Here is an 18,511-nt window from a genome sequence, read left to right as displayed (position 1 = left end):
CTTTAACCTCTGAGAAATTCAGAAATAATTTACTGCAGATGTGCCGGAGGTGAAGTGGCTTCCACAGCCGAAAAGGTTTCGATGATTTTATAGGTATGCTCTGTTTCTTTTGGAACCAGGTATGAATTCCCTTCCGTCAACTCAACAACCTGATCATTTTCCAAATGAAGCTCGGCTTTACCTTTTAGTACATAACCTACCGTTTCATAAGAATTAGTGTGAAATTCTTTGTCCGCATCCGGCTCTTCCTCTCTCCAGATTCTGAGCCCTACATCTTCGCCGGAAGCCATGATTTCTTTCACGTCTTCGGCCTCATTTAATTTACCTTCTGCTACTTCTTCGGCTGTCATCGTTTCGGTACTCATAATAATCGCGTCCTCTTTTTGATTCATTTGTCTTAATTCATCAAAAGCTACAACAGACGAGCGGGTGGTGGGGTTTCATTGAATTTAAGCTGAACTTTATTTATTTGAAGATGCCGGTTCTTTGTGGAATGAAAGAGAGATTAATTTTTGGTAAACAAAAATTCAGACACCGACCGGTTTTAAAATGACATATTCTGTATAAAATGAACGAATGTTTATGATGCCAATGTTTTTGAGTACTCATCAACTAACATCGTTCTTTTAAAAGAACCCGGGAGCCTCTTGACTAATCCCATTTTATTTCTTTCGATAATTGTTGCCGTATTTTTTTTAATCTACGGCATACAATGCCTTCGCTCCCCTTTTATGAAGGAGGAATTTATTCGATACGGAATGGGTGATGGCTTACGAATACTCACCGGCACGGCTCAGCTGGCAGGTGCCGCCGGGCTGCTTGCCGGTTTATACATTAGCCTGTTGGGTCTTCTCGCGACCACCGGATTGACAGTGATGATGGCGGTAGCCTTTGGCACGCGCATAAAGGTCCGGGATTCTCTGAACCAAACGCTACCTTCTTTTTTCTTTATGTTGGTAAACGGTTTTTTGGCCTACAAATTCCTGTTGCTGATGCTTTATGATCTATAGAAAAGCAATCAAAAGCGACAGAACCAGAAAGGTAAAAGCCGGGAGAGATTTTTTTAACGGATCTTTAACCTTTATGTGCATACTCACAGCACCCAGCATCAACACGGCTATGCCGTAAGCAGAATAAGTTTCTAATTCCGGGTAGCCTGTAAACCAAATGGAAGCCAGAAGCCCCAATGCAAACAGAATTTTGAGCCCGCCTACAGTCCACATAAACCAAATGGGAAGCCCGTAGGCTTTAAATTCTTCTTCCAGACTTCCTGCATCTCCACCCCGCCATTGGGTTTCTTTACCGGATCGTAATAACCAGACATTCAGGATACTCAGCCCAACTATCAGTTTTATGGCTATGATTAGATATTCCATGATTTCTTACCTTTTTTTGATGTGGACGTGAGTCGTAATCTAATTAAACTTTTAGTAATACAATCATAAGCCGTACTACACTCTTATAATTCCACTTTTTTGGGTTTACCGGCAAAATGTCCAAAGCCGGCTTTGATCACTAAAACCCCTAACAGAAACCCCAAGGGAACATTCCAGTTACCGGTCAAATCATATAGAGCCCCGATTAAAATGGGACCGATAGCCGCGAGAATATACCCTGCAGATTGAGCCATTCCACTTAATTCGGTTGCCTCCTGCGTGTCGTGCGAGCGAAGTACGATAAATAGCAGTGCCAACCCAAAAGACCCTCCGAGTGCAAAACCCAACACAGACACCCATACGGCCACCCCGAACGTATCCGTCAGCATCAGGGCTGCAAGACAAACACCTTCCATGAGGATTAACATCCATACAATACTTTGCTGATTGGACTTTTTTCCTGCAAAGTATGGGATAAGTAGTGTACCCAGCACTCCGGTCCCCTGTGACAATGAAAGCATCCATCCGGAATAGGATTCCGATAGCCCCCTGCTTTGCAGGATATCAGGCAACCAGGCCAAAATCACGTAAAAGGCTAAAGACTGTAATCCCATGAATACAGCCACTTGCCATGCTGTAGCTGAGCCGGCCATTTTTTTCAGGGCTTTTCGAAAGCTACTTAGCCGACTACTATTAGTATTGTATCGCAACTGAGGGATCCAAATTAATAATGCGATAAAAGCAGGAAGAGACCACAATGCCAGGGTGTACCTCCAGCCAAGTCCCATTCCCTTTGATATAGGAACGCTGAGCCCCGCTGCAAGCGAGGCTCCGATTCCCATCATACTGGAATAAAGGCTGGTGAGTGGGCCCGATTTATCCGGGAAATCGCGCTTAACCAAAGAAGGCAACAACACATTGCCCAAAGCAATGGCGATACCTAACATCAAGGTGCCTCCGAATAAGGCCACCGGTGACTGGATCAATCGGGCTAAAATCCCGATGGTAAGTAAAATTAACGCCCCGAATAATGTTTTTTCTATACCAAAACGCCGTGTAAATAAAGTAGTAAGCATCGAAACCAAGCCAAATGCAATCAACGGGAGAGTCGTAAGCAAGCCCAGCAAAGAGTTGGAAAGGCCGGTACTCTCCCGTATTTCAGCAATCAAAGGCCCGACGGATGCCAGGGCCGGCCTCAGATTGAGAGCAATCAGTATAATGCCTGAGATTAATAAGCCGGTTTGCAAGCGGTTTCTTCGTGAACCATCTTTTTCAATTGGTGGCATGCCTTAACTCTCGAAAATCGATGTGAATTCGTCTATCATAATAAGCTTTCAATGTACGGTTTAGGGATTTCAGGTATCGGATCTATAATGGCTTCCCAACAACAAGCGCAGTAGCATTTTCGATCAGATTTTAGATAGACGAAACAAAATGACCAGATAAAAGGTCAAAAATCATAAACAAAAAAAAGCCCCGTACATCTAAAAAGTGTACGAGGCTTTACTTGATGTGGGACCGGGCGGATTTGAACCGCCGACACACGGATTTTCAGTCCGTTGCTCTACCTACTGAGCTACAGTCCCTTTCAACAAGGACGGCAAAGATACAGGGTTTGTAATCTTTATACAATAATAAATTGGGGAAAAATAGTATAAGGTTTTAGGTGTTAGGTTTTAGGGCCATCTTGAGCGGAAGCGAAAGATCTTTGCACTAAATGCTTGGTAACTAACTAATGCGAAGATTCTTCGCTTTCGCTCAGAACAACTACCTAACACCTTACCCCTAAAACCTAACACCTAAAAAACCTATTTCCCCGGAATGTGAATGTCCTTTAATCTCAGCTGAAGCGTACGCCGGCCGTTCCAGTTATTTTCTTCCAGCACATAGGCTATTTTAAAGGGATCTCCTTTTCGAACATCGGGCAGGTATTCGTGCATATTAAAACCGATGGTATCAAAAACACCCGACCCATTTTGACTGACTCTCATCTTCAAGTGGCCATTTCCTACAATGGTTGGAACCCCAACTACTTTAACTTCCTCACTTACAAACACCGGCCGCAGGTTGCCCGGCCCAAAGGGCTCAAACTGACTGAGCAGTTTCCAGAATTTCATATCCACCTCACCCAATTCCAGTTTGGCATCTACGGTGAGTTCAGGTTCAAAAGAATTCTCCGACAAATCAGTATAGGCCAGCTCGTTCATGCGGCGGCGGAATTCGGAAAGATTTCCTTCCGGCAGGGTGAGGCCGGCGGCAAACTCATGCCCACCAAACTGTTCGAGCAAGTCATCACATTTTTTGATGGCATTGTAAATATTAAACCCTTTAATGCTCCTTGCCGACCCTTTGATCTTCCCATCCACATTGCTGAGCATTATAGCCGGACGGTGATATAAATCCACCAGCCGGGAAGCCACAATCCCTATCACCCCAAGGTGCCAGTTTTCACTATATAGCACAATTGTGGACGTCTCCTCCATGTCAAAATCCTTCTCAATTTGCTCCATCGCCTCTTTCATCGTCTTGGAGTCGGTATCTCTTCGCTTCAGGTTTACTGACTCCAGCTCATAAGCATGAGATTTGGCTTCTCCCAGCGTCTCGGAAATCATGAGCTTTACGGCGGTGCTCGCATCCCCCATTCTTCCGGCCGCGTTAATTCTCGGTCCGATGGAAAACACAATCTTAGAGGTATTTACATCTTCTTTGGAAACTTTGATTAGCTCAAGCAGTGCCTTAATACCCACCCTCGGACTTCGTTGAATCATCTGTAGTCCGGCCTTCATAAGCACACGGTTTTCATCAATGATGGGCACGATATCGGAAGCAATCGAAATGGCAACTAAATCCAGAAATTTATAGGAAATAGTATCTGGCAATCCCAACTTTTCTATGGTTCCCTGAATGAGCTTAAAGCCAACCCCGGCTCCCGAAAGACCATCAAAAGGATAATTACAATCCGGGCGTTTGGGATCAAGCACCGCTACGGCATCCGGAATTTCATTACCTACGGTATGGTGGTCGCACACAATCAGGTCGATGCCTTTTTCGCGGGCCACTTTGGCTTCTTCAATAGCGGTAATGCCGCAATCAACCGATACAATCAGGGAGGCCTTAACCTCTTCGGCATATTTAATGCCATCGGGGTTAATCCCGTATCCCTCTTTGAAGCGATGGGGAATGTAGTAGTCGGCATCTACGCCAAATTCTTTCAAAAATGTATAGACACAGGAAGTTGCTGTAGTCCCGTCAACGTCGTAATCGCCGTAAACGAGTACTTTCTCACTTTTACGTATGGCCAGAGCTAAACGTTCTGCACCGGCTTCCATATCCTTCATTAAAAAAGGATCGTGGAGGTTTTCTATCTTTGGCCTGAAAAAGTATTCTGCATCATCGAATGTTTTTATGCCGCGTATAGCCAGTAGTTGGGCTATTTTGTCCGGAATTCCCAGCATGTCCCCTAATTTGGAGACGTACTTTGGCTCCTCCGGCTGCGCGTATACCCAGCGGAATGACATGATTGTTTTGTGCTTTATTTTTATACATAAAGGCAGATCGGCGGTCAGGCCGGGATGCCAACGCAAATCGCGTTCTTATTGCTTATATAAAATACTATTAAACAAGAGAAAATCAGCATCTTTGTTTACATAAAAAATCTAAACCTCTCTGATCGTTCAAATTCGCCCCAACTTCCCAAAAAATAATTACAAGTATTTATGATTGAGCCAATTTATTTGGTTGAGAACCGCCAAATAAATCCCGAACTTTGGAAGCGGTTCCACAACGGACCATCTGTACAATTTACCCAAGTTAAAATGATTGACGCACCTGTTAAAAACTCCAAGAAATTGACTGAAGAAAACCCGAATTTTTCCCTTTTTAATCAGCTTGCCAACTACGAACATGAGCAGGTGGTCATTTGCTCTGACCCTGAAGTTGGGCTGAAGGCTATCATCGCTATCCACAATACCACGCTGGGCCCGGCTTTGGGCGGAACCCGTATGTGGAATTATGAATCCGAAGAAGCCGCCATCAAAGATGTGCTGCGCCTTTCGCGCGGGATGTCCTATAAAGCGGCTATTTCCGGACTGAACCTGGGTGGTGGAAAAGCTGTGATCATCGGCGACCCTCATACCGAGAAAACCGAAGCTTTATTCCGCTCTTTTGGCCGGTTCGTGGATGGACTTGGCGGACGGTACATCACTGCAGAAGACGTGGGAATGACTGAGCGCGAAATGGAATGGATTTATTCTGAAACGAAATATGTAACCGGCATCCCTAAAGCACTGGGCGGAAGTGGAAACCCATCTCCGGTAACAGCTTATGGAGTGTATATGGGAGTTAAAGCCTGTGCTCAAAAAGCTTATGGAAGCGACTCACTCGAGGGCAAGAAGATTGCCTTACAGGGAGCCGGAAATGTAGCTTCCTTTTTTGCACGTCACGCAGCTAAAGAAGGAGCCAAGCTCTACATCTGCGATATTTACGAAGACAAAGCTAAAGAACTTGCTGAGGAAGTGGGGGGTGAACTTGTTGACCCTGATGACATTTATGGGTTGGATGTGGACATCTATACCCCTTGTGCTTTAGGCGGTGTGATCAATGACGACACCATGGATCAGTTTAAGTGTGATATCATTGCCGGAGGAGCTAATAACGTGTTGGATGATGAAGACAAGCACGGCCAGCAGCTGCTCGACAAAGGCATTATCTACGCTCCTGATTACGTGATTAATGCGGGTGGACTCATCAATATTGCCAGCGAACTGGAAGGGTACAACGAAGACCGCGCTCTCCAAAATGCCGGTAATATCTATAACACGATCACCGACATCCTGAATTACTCGGAAGACCATGGGATTCCTGCTCATGTAGCTTCCAATGATCTGGCTGAAAAGCGTATCAAAACCATAGGGCATATCAAGAATAAATATTCATCCAAGGCCAATGTATCCGGAAGGCTGGGTGAAGTTTACAAGCGCTTTATCGATTGATTCAGCTGCTGAATTTTGAGTGAGTGAAAGGGGTGCTTCGGTTTGAGGCGCCCCTTTTTTTGTTTCGGTTTTTGAGTGGTGCTAAGTTTGGGAGCCTTCGCGGGCATTGACCCTCTCCTTTGTTTCCTCTCCCGTGGAGAGGAAGACTCCTTAGTGATATTTCAGCTTATTGCAAGACTCTTGCCAGTGGGTATATTCTTTTACCGAACTCAGTAGCCAACCAACGAGCCTCCCCGCTCGGGCGGGGATTGTGGGGTGGGTTAATGCCGGCGAAGGGCTTTGCACTTTTATAAAGCTCACTTATGCTCCAGTATCCACCTCTCAATTTCCATCACTACCGACTCCGTATAATGCTTAGCATCAGATTCACTAAACCGCAGAAAACTGACTCCCAATTGCTCAATTATTTCCTGTCGTTGTTTATCATATTCAATTTTATAGTCATGACTTCTTCCATCAATCTCTATCGCTAACCTGAGTTCACGGCAATAGAAATCAACGATGAAACGATGGATTGGACGCTGCCTCCGGAATTTATAACCGAGCAGTTTCTTATTCTTAATTGCTTTCCAGATTTCGATTTCGCCTGGAGTCGAGTTTTTTCGAAGCCAGCGAGCTTTGGCTATAAGATCTTCCCTGTATGGAATGATTGGTATTCTCTTTTTCATTGTACCCTCTTTTATTTTAAATACTATAAAAAATGAGGTAATGGCAAGTATTGGGGCCTTCGCGGGCATTGGCCCTCTCCTTTGTTTCCTCTCCCGCGGAGAGGAAGACTCCTTGGTTATAATTGCAGTTTCTTTAAAGCTATTGCCGGTGGGTATAATCTTTTTCCAATTCAGTAACCAACCAACGAGCCTCCCCGCTCGGGCGGGGATTGTGGGGTGGGTCAATGCCCGCGATGAGCCAACACATATATAACGCCACATTTTTCGCCCCTATCCACCCAAATAAAACGTAATTTTCTGCGTATCTTTGGGGATACATTTTTCTATAAAAGAGATTTTTTTTACTCCTATGAACATCGAAGAATTTAATTTCAAAGACCGCCTTATCAAGGGAATCACAACGGACGGTCATTTTAAAATATCTGTCGTAAAAACCACTGAAGTCGTAAAAACGGCACGAGATAATCACCAGCTTTCATTATTAAATACCGTCATCTTAGGGAGAGCGCTAACAGCTACCATGCTCCTGGCCTCTGAACTTAAAGGGGAAGAGCGCATCCGAATGCGTATGGATGGGGACGGCCCGATTGGGTTCATAGTTGCTGAAGCAAATTCAGTGGGCGAGATCCGTGGGTACGTTAAAAATCCGGTCGCCGAACTGGATTACTCCAATCCTGAAACAGAACTTGGAGATGGCATCGGCTTAGGCATCATGACTTTTTCAAAGGTGCTTTACAACGAAGCCGAACCTAAAACCAGTACCATTGAGCTCATCAAAGGAGATGTGAATAGTGATGTAGCTCATTACCTGGCGCAGTCGGAGCAAATTCCTTCCGCACTGCTTACTGATGTGGGCATTGATGAAGATGGTAACGTTACCGAAGCAGGCGGACTGATGATACAGCGACTGCCCGGCGCCCCTGATGGTCAAATTGATATGCTGCAGGAGCGATTGGGTTCATTCCCGCCCATCGATGAACTATTGGCTGATGATCAGTATATCGATGAAATCATGAATAAGGCTGTATCACCGCTGAAAGCAAAAGAGCTGAACCGCCAGCCGGTGGACTTTTTCTGTCGCTGTTCACGCAAGCGTTTTTTGAATGCACTGGCTATGCTCAACTTCGAAGACCTGAAAGAAATGGACGGGGAAGGGCAGGAAATGGTTTGCCAGTATTGCAACAATAGAGAGTTTATTTCGAAAGAAGAGATCGAGAAAATTGTGATGGATGCTCAGGCTAAAATGAACTAAATAATCTGATCTTATGGGAAAGCTCTCCGACGACGAAATCCGGCAAATTGTCCAAAAAGCCACACTCCTACAGAAGTATGGAGAACAAAGCTCTTCCGGTAAACACGCTGACACCAACGAGGAAATCCAATCTTTGTATGAGATCAGCGACGAGATAGGAATCCCCCGCAAGTTTGCATACGAAGCTTATATGGAACTGGGCGGAATCCCGGTTCAGGAACCGATGGTAATCGACAACCATGATTTTAACAGTACTTCGGTTGTAGGATATGCCAGAGGCACGGTAGATAAGGAGCTTTTCGATGAGTTAAAAGGTCAGGCAGAGTATCACTTTAATACCTTAGGGAAGGTGACCCGGCGAAGAAATAAGTACCTTTGGAAAGCCAAGCCTGTGGGGCCCTCGAAATTCATTGCCTCTGCTAATTCTCCGGAAATTGAGTTTGAACAAATTGATGGAAATACAAAAGTAACGGTTTCCCAAAGCCTGAAAACCCTCAACAAACTGTATCTCCCGGGAATTGCCGTTGCCTTTGGTGGATTTATGCTGTTTGCCGGTACCATATTTGGTCAAACAGGCAATGAAGTCGCTCCTCCTCTCATTGTTTCACTGCTTATTCTTACCGCTTCCGTGTTTTATGCCCGGTTCATAAACAGCCGCAAAAAGAAACGGAAAAAAGACCTTCAGGAATTTTCAGAGACCTTGTTGGGCAAAATCGAACGCCACCTTAAATCTACCATGCACTCTACCCAGATGGAACAGGAAGAAGAAAAAGGACAAATCGACATTCCTGAAAATGAATATGAAGAAGAAGGTGTTGAGAAAGATTCACGATCACGAATTAAATAACAACCACTTTCACTTTACTTTAATATGGGTAAAAACGTAGTAATAGTAGGCGGGGGCTTTGTCGGTATTTCGGTTGCTAAAAAACTGGCAGGCACTTCATTCAATGTCACCATTGTTGACAAGACTAATCACCATCTGTTTCAGCCTCTGCTCTATCAGGTTGCTACGGCGGCTCTTTCTCCTGGAGATATTGCCATGCCCATTCGGGCTATTTTCAGCAAGCAAAATAATGTACAGGTCATTCTGGGTGAAGTAACCGAGGTTGATAAAACCAGCAATCGTATTCATCTGAAAAACGGATCCAGCCTCCCTTTTCATTACCTGATTTTAGCTCCCGGTGCACAGTACAACTACTTCGGTAATGAAGACTGGGAACAACACGCTCCGGGCTTAAAATCTCTTTCTGATGCCCTTGAAATCCGGGAACGCATTCTGCTCTCGCTCGAAAAAGCCGAACAAATTATTGACCCTGAAAAGAGAAAACCTTTTTTGACCTACGTGGTTATTGGTGGCGGACCAACCGGAGTGGAAATGGCGGGGTCCATAGCTGAAATTGCCAAGCGCAGTATGATGAGGGACTTTCGAAATATTAAACCTGACGAAACCAAGATATATCTGGTAGAGGCTGCGAATGGTATCTTGAATGGTTTTGATGAACCGCTCCCGGAAAAGGGCCTGCAAACCCTGGAGAATATGGGAGTGGAAGTGATGCTGAATACTCCCGTACAAGAAGTGCAAAAAGATGGCGTAAAAGTGGACGGGCAGTTTATTGAAACTCCGAATATCATTTGGGGAGCCGGGGTAAAAGCATCACCTCTTATTCAGAATATCGGCGTTGATACAGACCGGATCGGAAGGGCAAAGGTAGAGCAGGATCTTTCCATTGCCGGATCTCCAAATATATTTGTAGCCGGTGATGCAGCTCATGTTAAAGACGACAAAGGAAAGCCGCTTCCCGGCCTGGCACCCGTAGCCCTTCAGCAGGGCAAGTATTTGGGAAATTTGATTAAAATGAATTCTTCCACCCGAACTCCATTTCGCTATGTGGATAAAGGGACCATGGCAACCATTGGTCGTGCCAAGGCTGTGGCGGATATACGTGGGTTTAAATTCAGCGGCTTCTTTGCATGGCTGCTGTGGGGGCTCATCCACATTTTTTTTCTCATTGGTTTCCGAAACCGATTCAGAGTGTTTGCTGAGTGGACTTGGCACTACATCACCTTTAAACGCGGTGTGCGCCTGATTGCCAAAAAAGACGACATTCCCTGATACAGAAATTTTGAGCAAACAACCGAAATGATGTATATTTACATACATCATATTTGAGGAGAGACTCATGATTCGAACACAAATATATCTTACCAAAAAAGAAAAAGAGGCTATCGAACAGCTTTCCGGTGAGCGCAAAACAACTCAGAGTAATATTATCCGGGAAGCCATTGATGAGTATGTAGCTAAAAAGAAAATGGAATCCGGAAAAGAGAGAAAGTCGATCATGGATTATGCCGGTATTTGGAAACACAAGAAAGATATTCCCCGGGTTGATGTACTCAGAGAAGACTGGGAAGAGCGAGTAAAACGCTTAGATGCAGACAAAGATGATCGTTGATACCAATATTTTTATTGATTTCCTGAAGGGAAATAAAGATGCGGTACACTTTATCCAAAAGAATCAGCCTGTTTCTACATCAGTAGTTGTTGTTTCAGAATTATACTCCGGAGTGAAGACTAAGGCTGAAATGAATGAATTGAGCTCATTTTTATCCTTTGTAAACAAAATTGATGTAACTGAGGGTATTGCCAGAAAAGCAGGATTCCTGAGACGCAAATACCACAAAAGCCACGGAATTAAAATACCGGATGCGATTATTGCAGCTACAGCTGAACAACAGGGTGTGCCAATCGCTACACTCGATAAAAAGCATTTCTCAGTTTTAACTAACAACCTGATTATCCCATATTAAAACTCAAAAACTGGCTGATTGGGATTTTACTTCTCTCGAATAGATAGTAGCTTAGTCCCTCAATTCATTTAAGATTTTTTATGGCAGATTTAAAACGTGAGCTCGGATTTTGGGACGCCTTAACCATCGGAGCTGGTACCATGATAGGCGCAGGTATTTTCTTATTGGCAGGAATCGCTTTGGAAATGTCCGGCCCGGCCGCAATTTTCGCTTACTTATCAGCAGGTTTGGTTTGTATGATTACGGCTTCCAGCGCTGCCGAACTCGCCACCGGAATGCCTAAATCGGGCGGCGATTATTTTTTCGTTTCCCGTTCTTTAGGCCCGGCTTTCGGAGCTATATCAGGTGTGGGAATATGGTTGAGCCTTACTTTTGCCATTGCCTTTTACCTGTATGGACTGGGAGAGTATATGTCTCAGTTCTTACCACTTTCCGCTTTTTGGGGAGCCGTAATTGGTGGTGTTTTACTTACCATATTGAATGTGATAGGCGCTAAGGAATCCGGCCGTACACAGGTGGTTGTGGTTCTCATCCTGTTTGTAATACTGGGTGGTTTCAGCATTCTCGGGCTGTTTCATATCGAGGCTGACTACTACGACCCGTTCATGCCCTTCGGTTTTGATTCCATTTCTGCAACCACCGCTCTTGTCTTCGTTTCCTTTTTAGGTTTTGTGAAGATTGCAGCCGTAGCCGAGGAAATCAAAAACCCCTCCAAAAACCTGCCCCGTGCCTTAATCGGATCTGTGGCGCTGGTTACTCTTTTGTATGTAATCATTGTGTTGGTGATTGGCGGGATGTTTCCTCAATCCACCATCGCCGATGTTCGTGATCCCCTTACCACTGCTGCGCGTACCATCCTCGGCAATCCCGGAGCCATCGCTATTATCGTTGCGGGACTGTTAGCTACCTTATCTTCGGCCAATGCAAGTATCATGGCTTCATCGCGGATAAACCTTGCCATGGCGCGCGACCGTATGGTGCCTAACTGGCTGAGCGCTATCCACAACAAACTATTGACTCCATACCGGGCTATTGTGCTTACAGGCATTTTGGCGCTGCTGTTCCTGCTACTCGACAGCCTTGAAAACCTGGCTAAAATTGCCAGTGTACTTCAACTTTACAGCTATGCGGCCCTCAATATTGGCTGTGTGGTACTTAGGGTTTCCAACCCGGATTGGTACAAACCCACTTATCGTACACCCGGCTCCCCCTGGTTGCAGGTTTTTGCTGCCATCGGCTGTTTATCCATTATCATTTCTTCAGGTACTTTTGCGCAGGTTGCTGTAGTTGTACTTATTGTGGTGAGCCTGGCCTGGTACATGATTTGGGGACGCTCTCGCGTTGAGTTCGAACATGCGGTTCCTCAATTCAAACAAAACTGGAAAGAGAAAGGAATTAAAGTCCTTCTCGAAGCTCCGGAACGTCACGATTCTGAATTTGAGGAATGGGCGCCGGCTATTCGTGCACTTGATATCAAACAAGGTCGCAAAGTTATTACAGCGCTGGCAAATCCCATTCACGAGCAGGCTTTACTAAAAGTCTCTCAACTCATCGCCACCGGTAAAGAAGAGGGTGGTTCTGTGACGGGATTAAACATGCTCAAGGTTCCTTTTCAAACCCCGATTTCAACTGTTGAACGAATGATTCAGCAGCAGGAACCGGTTCGGGAAAGTATCCAGAAAATAAGTGAAGCCTCCAGAGTTGAAAACCTCGATTACCGAAATAAGGAAGTACTTGCCTCCACTACCTTTGATTCTGCTTCGGCTGCTTCTCACGATATATTTAAAGGACTGATCAACGAAACGGAAAACCGGGAAGCCGACATGCTGGTTATGGGTTGGCAGGGTGGATTTAGTCTTGGTCGGATTTACAACACCCCTATTCAACCCATCATTAAAAACCTGAAGGCTGATCTCGCGGTGCTGAAGGATCGTGAACTTGAGCATATTGAATCTGTAGTTGTTCCCTGGGGCGGTGGATTGCATGCCCGCCTTGGAATGGAAATAGGTATCCGAATTGCCCAAGCCATTGATGCTGAACTTCGGGTGCTTCGACTTGTTAAGCCGGGCATCGATATTGAGGAAGAAGAACAGGAACTCCGGGAACGTGTGAATCCACTGCTGGAGGGTTTTGATAAAGTGGTATTCACCATTAAAGAGTCCACGGATGTTACCGGTGGTATTCTGGAAGAGCTGGAAGAACATCAGGATGACCTGATTATCATCGGCGCCTCTCATGAGTGGGGTATTCGAAATGTATTGTTTGGAACTATTCCTGACATCATTGCTGACCGAGCCCCATGTTCAGTATTAATGGTGCGTCGCTACGTTACAGAAGACTGGAAGCTGAAAGCAACAGAAGGCATCAAGCGGGTGAAAGAGCAATTGGGAATGACATCCTCGCCGGAAAATAGTAATTAGTCGTTCCGCGACGAAAGCCCTGAATCTTGTTGTGGTATGATTTTTTACTGCGGGTCTTTTATAAGATTCGGATTCCTGCTTTCGAAGGAATGACCTTCATCTTTAGATAGCGAAAGAAGTACCGCAGCCACAGTTTTCAACGGCATTGGGATTGTCGAAGGTGAAACCGCGCGCGTCTAATCCATCGGGATAGTCGATCTGCATTCCCTCTAAGTACATAAGGTGTTTCGGAGCTACGATAATTTCCACTCCATGACTTTCATACACATTATCCTCATCGGTGCGGTAGTCGAGGCCAAGTTTATAGCTTAAACCAGAGCAGCCTCCTCCATCAACAGCAACCCGCAGATACAGGTTATCATCCATCTCTTCCTGCTGTTTGATTTTCTCTAGCTGCCGGGCGGCCCGTTCGGTAAGCACTACAGGTTCGCCGGTCAGCTCTTCTTTTTGGTAGTCTTTTTCGGTGATAGGCTGAGGTGTAGCCGTTTCCTCTTCTTCATCCACATCAATCAATGAGGAAATTACATCATCTAAATTTTCTTCTTGAACACTCATGTCGCTCCCTTTATTTAGAACGAGTCAAAATTACGAACTTTTTTTGGAAAATGTATAATGCGTAACCCCGTCTTTCTCAAACAAATCAAGAACGCCGGCACTCACTAAATTCACCAAAATCTTAGCCGCTCGATAGGTGGTCACACTTATCAGCAGCGAGAACCTCTTAACCGTGATGTCTCCGTATTCATTCAGAAAACGAAACAATTGCTGTTCTTTTTCCCCATACTCAAACGTGAAGCCTTCTTCAGAGTAGTTCTGCTTCAGCACCTCAATATATTCATCACTGGCAACCACGCTTTCATCCTCCAGGCGGACATACACCTGCCGAACTTTCTTTCCTTTCACATACACCGGCTTTTCTTCGGCCTCCGGTACTTTTACAATCAGCACATCACGCTCGCCAAGGTTTACCAGTTCTATACTGATTGGCACCTCAGGAATGCATTCTTCAGAAGCAGCCTGATTCAGCCAAAACTCCTCCTCGTGGTACCCTTCCACACCAATCATTTCGCCGTTGTCTTCCACACCTATCAGGATAGTGCCGCCTTTTGTATTAGCAAATGCCGCAATTTCCCGGGCAATTTTTTCGGGAGATGCTACGCTATGCTTGAATTCCAAAAAGCTGCTTTCACCGGTTTGGATCAGGCTTTTCAGGTCACCCGGGGTAAGCTTCGAAACCTGAACGCTGTCGGTGTACTGTAAGTAAAACTCGAGTTCGTCTTCCATGACTGTAGATGATTTTAGGTTGAACTCTGGATGAAACCAACTACATCACGATTTCATCTTTAGGGTCGCGGGTCATGAGTTCATACAACGCATCCCGCGGGTCAACATTCTCAAATAAAACGCTGTAGATGGCGTGAGTTATAGGCATCTCAACATTATTCTTGATGGCCCAGTCCCTCACCGATTTTGTTGTTTTCACACCTTCAGCTACCATATTCATACTGTCGATAATATCGTCCAGCTTTTCACCTTTACCAATGCGAAATCCTACCGAACGGTTCCGGCTGTGAGTACTTGTGCAGGTAACGATCAGGTCTCCCATACCGGTTAACCCGGAGAAGGTATCGGAATGAGCTCCCATCATGAGTCCCATACGTTTCATTTCATGGAGTCCGCGAGTGATGAGTGCGGCCTTGGCATTGTCTCCCAATTCGGCTCCGTCCACAATTCCGGCAGCAATCGCCATAATGTTTTTTACCGAACCGCCAATTTCCACGCCTATCACATCATTATTGATATACACCCGGAACATTGGGGTGAGAAATGTCTCCTGTATAATCCGTGCCGTGCGGGTTGAATAGGCGGCTGCCACCACGGTGGTTGGCTTCAGCTTACCCACTTCTTCAGCATGGCTCGGTCCATACAGCACGCCGATGTTATCCTCGTAGGTAGTTCCCTCCATCACCTCCACCAGTATCTGCGACATGGTTTTGAAGGTGTCGTTTTCAATCCCTTTAGCTACGGTAACCAAAATTTCATGCCCGTCGAGGCAGGGCTTCAGTTTTCCGGCTAATTCTCTTAAGGTGTGTGAAGGCGTTGCAAAAACGACCATATCCTGAGATTTCAGGCACTGTTCTAAATCGTTGTATGCTTTTATCCCTTCCGGCAGGTCAATATCATTCAGGTAAGAAGGATTAATGTGCTTTTCATTAATCTGGTTGGCGATGTTTTCCTCGCGGGCCCACATTTGAACGTTATTCCCGGCCGTGTCCAACACAAGGGCGAGGGCCGTTCCAAAACTTCCCGCTCCAACTATAGTAACATTTCGTTTACTCATGCTTCTGCCTCCGCCAACTTCTCAGCAGCCTGTTCCTCTTCTTCTTTATTCTTCTTTCCGTAAAGATTTACACGGTTTTCATTTCCATCCAATAAACGCCGAATATTTGATTTATGCTTGTAAATAATGCCGGCTGCAATAAAAGTGGCAAAAATGATGATGCTTCCATCCACATAATATCCGAAACCGTACCGCATAATCACCAAGCTGATGGGGTAAATAAAACTGGCGGTGATGGAAGCCAGGGAAACGTAACGGGTAGAAAAGGTAATAGCGATAAATACAACAGAAGAAATACTGATAGAAATTGGTTCAATACCAAAGAGCATACCGCAGGCGGTCGCGGCTCCTTTTCCACCTTTGAAATTGGCGAAGATGGGGAACATGTGACCTACCACAGCCATCAACCCACAGGTGATTTTCAGAAAAGCATCGGCTTCCCAGCCGGGAGGAGCAATGGGGCCGTTTCCAATTTCAAAAGCATAAAGGCTGACCCAGAAAGAGGCTGCGAAACCTTTCATAAAATCGAGTACCAGTACCGATACTCCTGATTTCCAGCCTAAAATTCGAAATGCGTTGGTGGTTCCAAGGTTGCCGCTTCCCTGAGTTCGAATATCCGTTTTGTGAAATATTTGACCCACCCACAGCGAGGATGGGATCGATCCCAACAGGAAACTGACTGATAAAACAACAAGTAATGAAACCATAGCTATTTCTTTGCTCCAAGTTACTACAACCGTGGCAAATTAGTTAACGGTTTTTGGCTGAAATTAACTGACCACTCAACAAAACGGAATAACTAACGCCGGCTATTAAACGTGGCGCTCGGCGTGATAGGAAGAACGAACCAAAGGGCCGCTTTCCACATGCTCGATTCCTAATTTCTCACCGATTTCCTTGTATTCTGCAAATTGATCAGGGTGCACCCAATCCATTACAGGATGGTGCATCTTCGTTGGCTGCATGTATTGACCAATAGTGAGTACATCCACTCCGTGATCCACGCAATCCTGCATCAGTTCGATGACTTCTTCCCGGGTTTCGCCCAGGCCAACCATGATCCCGGTTTTGGTACGGAGTCCGGCATTTTTGGTACGCTGAAGGAGTTCCAGCGAGCGCTCGTAACGAGCCTGAGGGCGAACTCTTCGGTACTTACTTGGCACAGTTTCCAGGTTGTGGCTAAGTACATCCGGCGGGGTATCAAAAACAATTTGAAGGGCTGCATCCCATTCACCACGAAAATCAGGAATGAGAGACTCAATAGTCACACCCGGAATAGCTTTTCTGATTTCTTTATGACATTCGGCAAAAATTGGGGCGCCGCCATCTTTACGTTCATCCCGGTTTACCGAGGTCAGCACCACGTGCTTTAGTCCCATTTTGGCAGCGGCATCAGCCACTCTTTTGGGCTCATCCCAGTCGAGGTCTTGCGGAGGGCGTCCTGTCTTAATAGCGCAAAAAGCACACGATCGGGTACAAACGTCTCCCAATATCATGAAGGTGGCTGTTCCTGCTCCCCAGCATTCGCCCATATTCGGGCAGCGGGCTTCAGCACACACTGTATTCAAATTATGTTTCCGGATATTCTCCGAAACTTCCTTGAATTTCTCTCCTGATGGAAGTTTAACACGCAGCCAATCGGGTCTGCGATTTTCGGATGGCTTATCTACTACCTGAAGTTCTTTAATCATGGTGCTTCTTTGTGATTTCAGCATGTCATTGCGGGGAATTTGGCGACCGATGGAAGCTATTCCCGTGGCAATCTCCACTATTCAATTTCATTGCCATTTTAGAGAGATCGCCTGTCCACCGTACTTAATAATAAGGAAGGCGGACTTCGTCGAAAGAGTTATGCAATCACTCTAACTATTTCAGCTCCTCGCGATGACAAATTATATGCAAAGTTACAAAATATTATGCTCCACTTCCTGCAAGGAACCCTTGGGGGAAATGGATACATCGAAAACGTTTTCGAAGTGAGAAACAATCCGTTTTTTCACTTCTTCGGGGTCAATTTCCCGGCCGGTCAGCTTCTGTAAACTGGTAACGGCTTTATCATCAATCCCGCAGGGAACGATGTTATTAAAATATCTGAGATCAGTATTCACATTGAGCGCAAAACCATGCATGGTTACCCACCGGGAGCATCGAATGCCCATGGCGCAAATTTTGGCTTCGTCAACCCAAACACCGGTAGCGCCCTCAATACGCCCGGCCTCAAATCCATAGTCGGCACAGACGCGGATTATGACTTCTTCGAGGAAGCGAAGGTACTTGTGTACGTCAGTGAAATGGCGATCCAAATCTAAAATCGGGTAGCCTACAATTTGCCCAGGACCGTGATAGGTAATGTCACCGCCACGATCGATCTTAATGAACTCCGCTTCTAATTGCTGAAGCTCCATCATGGACCGGAGCATATGCTCTTCATTGCCGCTTTTGCCCAGCGTGTACACATGTGGGTGTTCCACAAACAGGAGGATATCATCCAGACGTTTTCCTTCGAACTCCCCCTTTTGTTCGGCGCGCTTTTCATCTATGATGCGCTGCTGCACGGCATGCTGTAAATCCCATGTCGGCTGATATGAGGCAGAACCCAAATCGTACAGTTCAACTTTTTTGCTCATCACATTCACAGATAAAAATGGCTCC

At 45.6% G+C, this 18,511-nt stretch carries 19 protein-coding genes and 1 tRNA gene; 8 read left to right on the top strand and 12 right to left on the bottom strand.

Features of this window, described 5'->3' with window-relative positions:
- Positions 1 to 29: 29 nt before the first annotated feature.
- Complete coding sequence (locus NM125_RS08130) at positions 30 to 365, bottom strand: cupin domain-containing protein (RefSeq protein WP_255134407.1); 336 nt, start codon at positions 363 to 365, stop codon at positions 30 to 32.
- Between the two features lie 282 nt (positions 366 to 647).
- On the opposite strand from NM125_RS08130, the gene NM125_RS08125 reads away from it, so the two are divergent.
- A complete protein-coding gene (locus NM125_RS08125) occupies positions 648 to 1,010 on the top strand; it encodes a DoxX family protein (protein WP_255134406.1) in 363 nt (120 codons plus the stop codon).
- On the opposite strand, the gene NM125_RS08120 is transcribed toward NM125_RS08125, so the two are convergent.
- The 4 genes from NM125_RS08120 to recJ all read right to left on the bottom strand — a co-directional run bounded on the left by NM125_RS08120 (position 1,005) and on the right by recJ (position 4,894).
- Positions 1,005 to 1,376, bottom strand: coding sequence for a DoxX family protein (locus NM125_RS08120; RefSeq protein ID WP_255134405.1), 372 nt, complete (start codon positions 1,374 to 1,376; stop codon positions 1,005 to 1,007). The genes NM125_RS08125 and NM125_RS08120 overlap by 6 nt on opposite strands.
- Positions 1,377 to 1,459: 83 nt before the next feature.
- Positions 1,460 to 2,662, bottom strand: a complete 1,203-nt coding sequence (locus NM125_RS08115; RefSeq protein WP_255134404.1) for a CynX/NimT family MFS transporter — start codon at positions 2,660 to 2,662, stop codon at positions 1,460 to 1,462.
- 227 nt (positions 2,663 to 2,889) lie between these two features.
- Positions 2,890 to 2,962: transfer RNA gene (locus NM125_RS08110), tRNA-Phe, on the bottom strand.
- Between the two features lie 222 nt (positions 2,963 to 3,184).
- Positions 3,185 to 4,894, bottom strand: a complete 1,710-nt coding sequence (gene recJ / locus NM125_RS08105; RefSeq protein ID WP_255134403.1) for a single-stranded-DNA-specific exonuclease RecJ — start codon at positions 4,892 to 4,894, stop codon at positions 3,185 to 3,187.
- Between the two features lie 297 nt (positions 4,895 to 5,191).
- Here recJ and NM125_RS08100 point away from each other — a divergent pair, with 297 nt between their 5' ends.
- Positions 5,192 to 6,367, top strand: coding sequence for a Glu/Leu/Phe/Val family dehydrogenase (locus NM125_RS08100; protein WP_255134731.1), 1,176 nt, complete (start codon positions 5,192 to 5,194; stop codon positions 6,365 to 6,367).
- Positions 6,368 to 6,663: 296 nt separating this feature from the next.
- On the opposite strand, the gene NM125_RS08095 is transcribed toward NM125_RS08100, so the two are convergent.
- Positions 6,664 to 7,035 carry an endonuclease domain-containing protein gene (locus NM125_RS08095; protein WP_255134402.1) on the bottom strand — a complete coding sequence of 124 codons (372 nt, stop codon included), beginning with the start codon at positions 7,033 to 7,035 and terminating at the stop codon, positions 6,664 to 6,666.
- Positions 7,036 to 7,384: 349 nt separating this feature from the next.
- Between NM125_RS08095 and hslO the strand changes: the two genes are divergently transcribed.
- The 6 genes from hslO (at position 7,385) to NM125_RS08065 (ending at position 13,518) form a co-directional block, all read left to right on the top strand.
- A complete protein-coding gene (gene hslO / locus NM125_RS08090; protein ID WP_255134401.1) occupies positions 7,385 to 8,287 on the top strand; it encodes an Hsp33 family molecular chaperone HslO in 903 nt (300 codons plus the stop codon).
- Between the two features lie 13 nt (positions 8,288 to 8,300).
- Positions 8,301 to 9,134 (top strand): TMEM14 family protein, encoded by an 834-nt coding sequence (locus NM125_RS08085; RefSeq protein WP_255134400.1) that lies wholly within the window; start codon positions 8,301 to 8,303, stop codon positions 9,132 to 9,134.
- 24 nt (positions 9,135 to 9,158) lie between these two features.
- Positions 9,159 to 10,403: an NAD(P)/FAD-dependent oxidoreductase gene (locus NM125_RS08080; protein ID WP_255134399.1), complete on the top strand. Its 1,245-nt coding sequence runs from the start codon at positions 9,159 to 9,161 to the stop codon at positions 10,401 to 10,403.
- A 67-nt stretch (positions 10,404 to 10,470) separates the two neighbouring features.
- Entirely contained in the window at positions 10,471 to 10,743 is a 273-nt protein-coding gene (locus NM125_RS08075; RefSeq protein ID WP_255134398.1) for a ribbon-helix-helix domain-containing protein, read from the top strand.
- On the top strand, positions 10,721 to 11,098 hold the full coding sequence (locus tag NM125_RS08070) for a type II toxin-antitoxin system VapC family toxin (protein ID WP_255134397.1): 378 nt from the start codon (positions 10,721 to 10,723) through the stop codon (positions 11,096 to 11,098). Before NM125_RS08075 ends, NM125_RS08070 begins: the two co-directional genes overlap by 23 nt.
- An 80-nt stretch (positions 11,099 to 11,178) precedes the next feature.
- Positions 11,179 to 13,518: an amino acid permease gene (locus NM125_RS08065; protein ID WP_255134396.1), complete on the top strand. Its 2,340-nt coding sequence runs from the start codon at positions 11,179 to 11,181 to the stop codon at positions 13,516 to 13,518.
- A 102-nt stretch (positions 13,519 to 13,620) separates the two neighbouring features.
- On the opposite strand, the gene NM125_RS08060 is transcribed toward NM125_RS08065, so the two are convergent.
- The 6 genes from NM125_RS08060 to lipB form a co-directional block, all read right to left on the bottom strand.
- Complete coding sequence (locus tag NM125_RS08060; protein ID WP_255134395.1) at positions 13,621 to 14,073, bottom strand: HesB/IscA family protein; 453 nt, start codon at positions 14,071 to 14,073, stop codon at positions 13,621 to 13,623.
- A gap of 30 nt (positions 14,074 to 14,103) precedes the next feature.
- Entirely contained in the window at positions 14,104 to 14,802 is a 699-nt protein-coding gene (locus NM125_RS08055; RefSeq protein WP_255134394.1) for an AlbA family DNA-binding domain-containing protein, read from the bottom strand.
- A gap of 40 nt (positions 14,803 to 14,842) precedes the next feature.
- A complete protein-coding gene (locus tag NM125_RS08050; protein WP_255134393.1) occupies positions 14,843 to 15,859 on the bottom strand; it encodes an NAD(P)H-dependent glycerol-3-phosphate dehydrogenase in 1,017 nt (338 codons plus the stop codon).
- Entirely contained in the window at positions 15,856 to 16,566 is a 711-nt protein-coding gene (plsY, locus tag NM125_RS08045) for a glycerol-3-phosphate 1-O-acyltransferase PlsY (protein WP_255134392.1), read from the bottom strand. The genes NM125_RS08050 and plsY overlap by 4 nt, the downstream gene beginning before the upstream one ends.
- Positions 16,567 to 16,671: 105 nt before the next feature.
- Complete coding sequence (gene lipA, locus NM125_RS08040) at positions 16,672 to 17,550, bottom strand: lipoyl synthase (protein ID WP_284700193.1); 879 nt, start codon at positions 17,548 to 17,550, stop codon at positions 16,672 to 16,674.
- Between the two features lie 213 nt (positions 17,551 to 17,763).
- Positions 17,764 to 18,486, bottom strand: a complete 723-nt coding sequence (gene lipB / locus NM125_RS08035; protein ID WP_255134390.1) for a lipoyl(octanoyl) transferase LipB — start codon at positions 18,484 to 18,486, stop codon at positions 17,764 to 17,766.
- Positions 18,487 to 18,511 lie beyond the last annotated feature (25 nt).

The organism is Gracilimonas sediminicola (assembly GCF_024320785.1).
Taxonomy (GTDB): domain Bacteria; phylum Bacteroidota; class Rhodothermia; order Balneolales; family Balneolaceae; genus Gracilimonas; species Gracilimonas sediminicola.
This window is presented reverse-complemented; position numbering and strand designations above follow the sequence as displayed.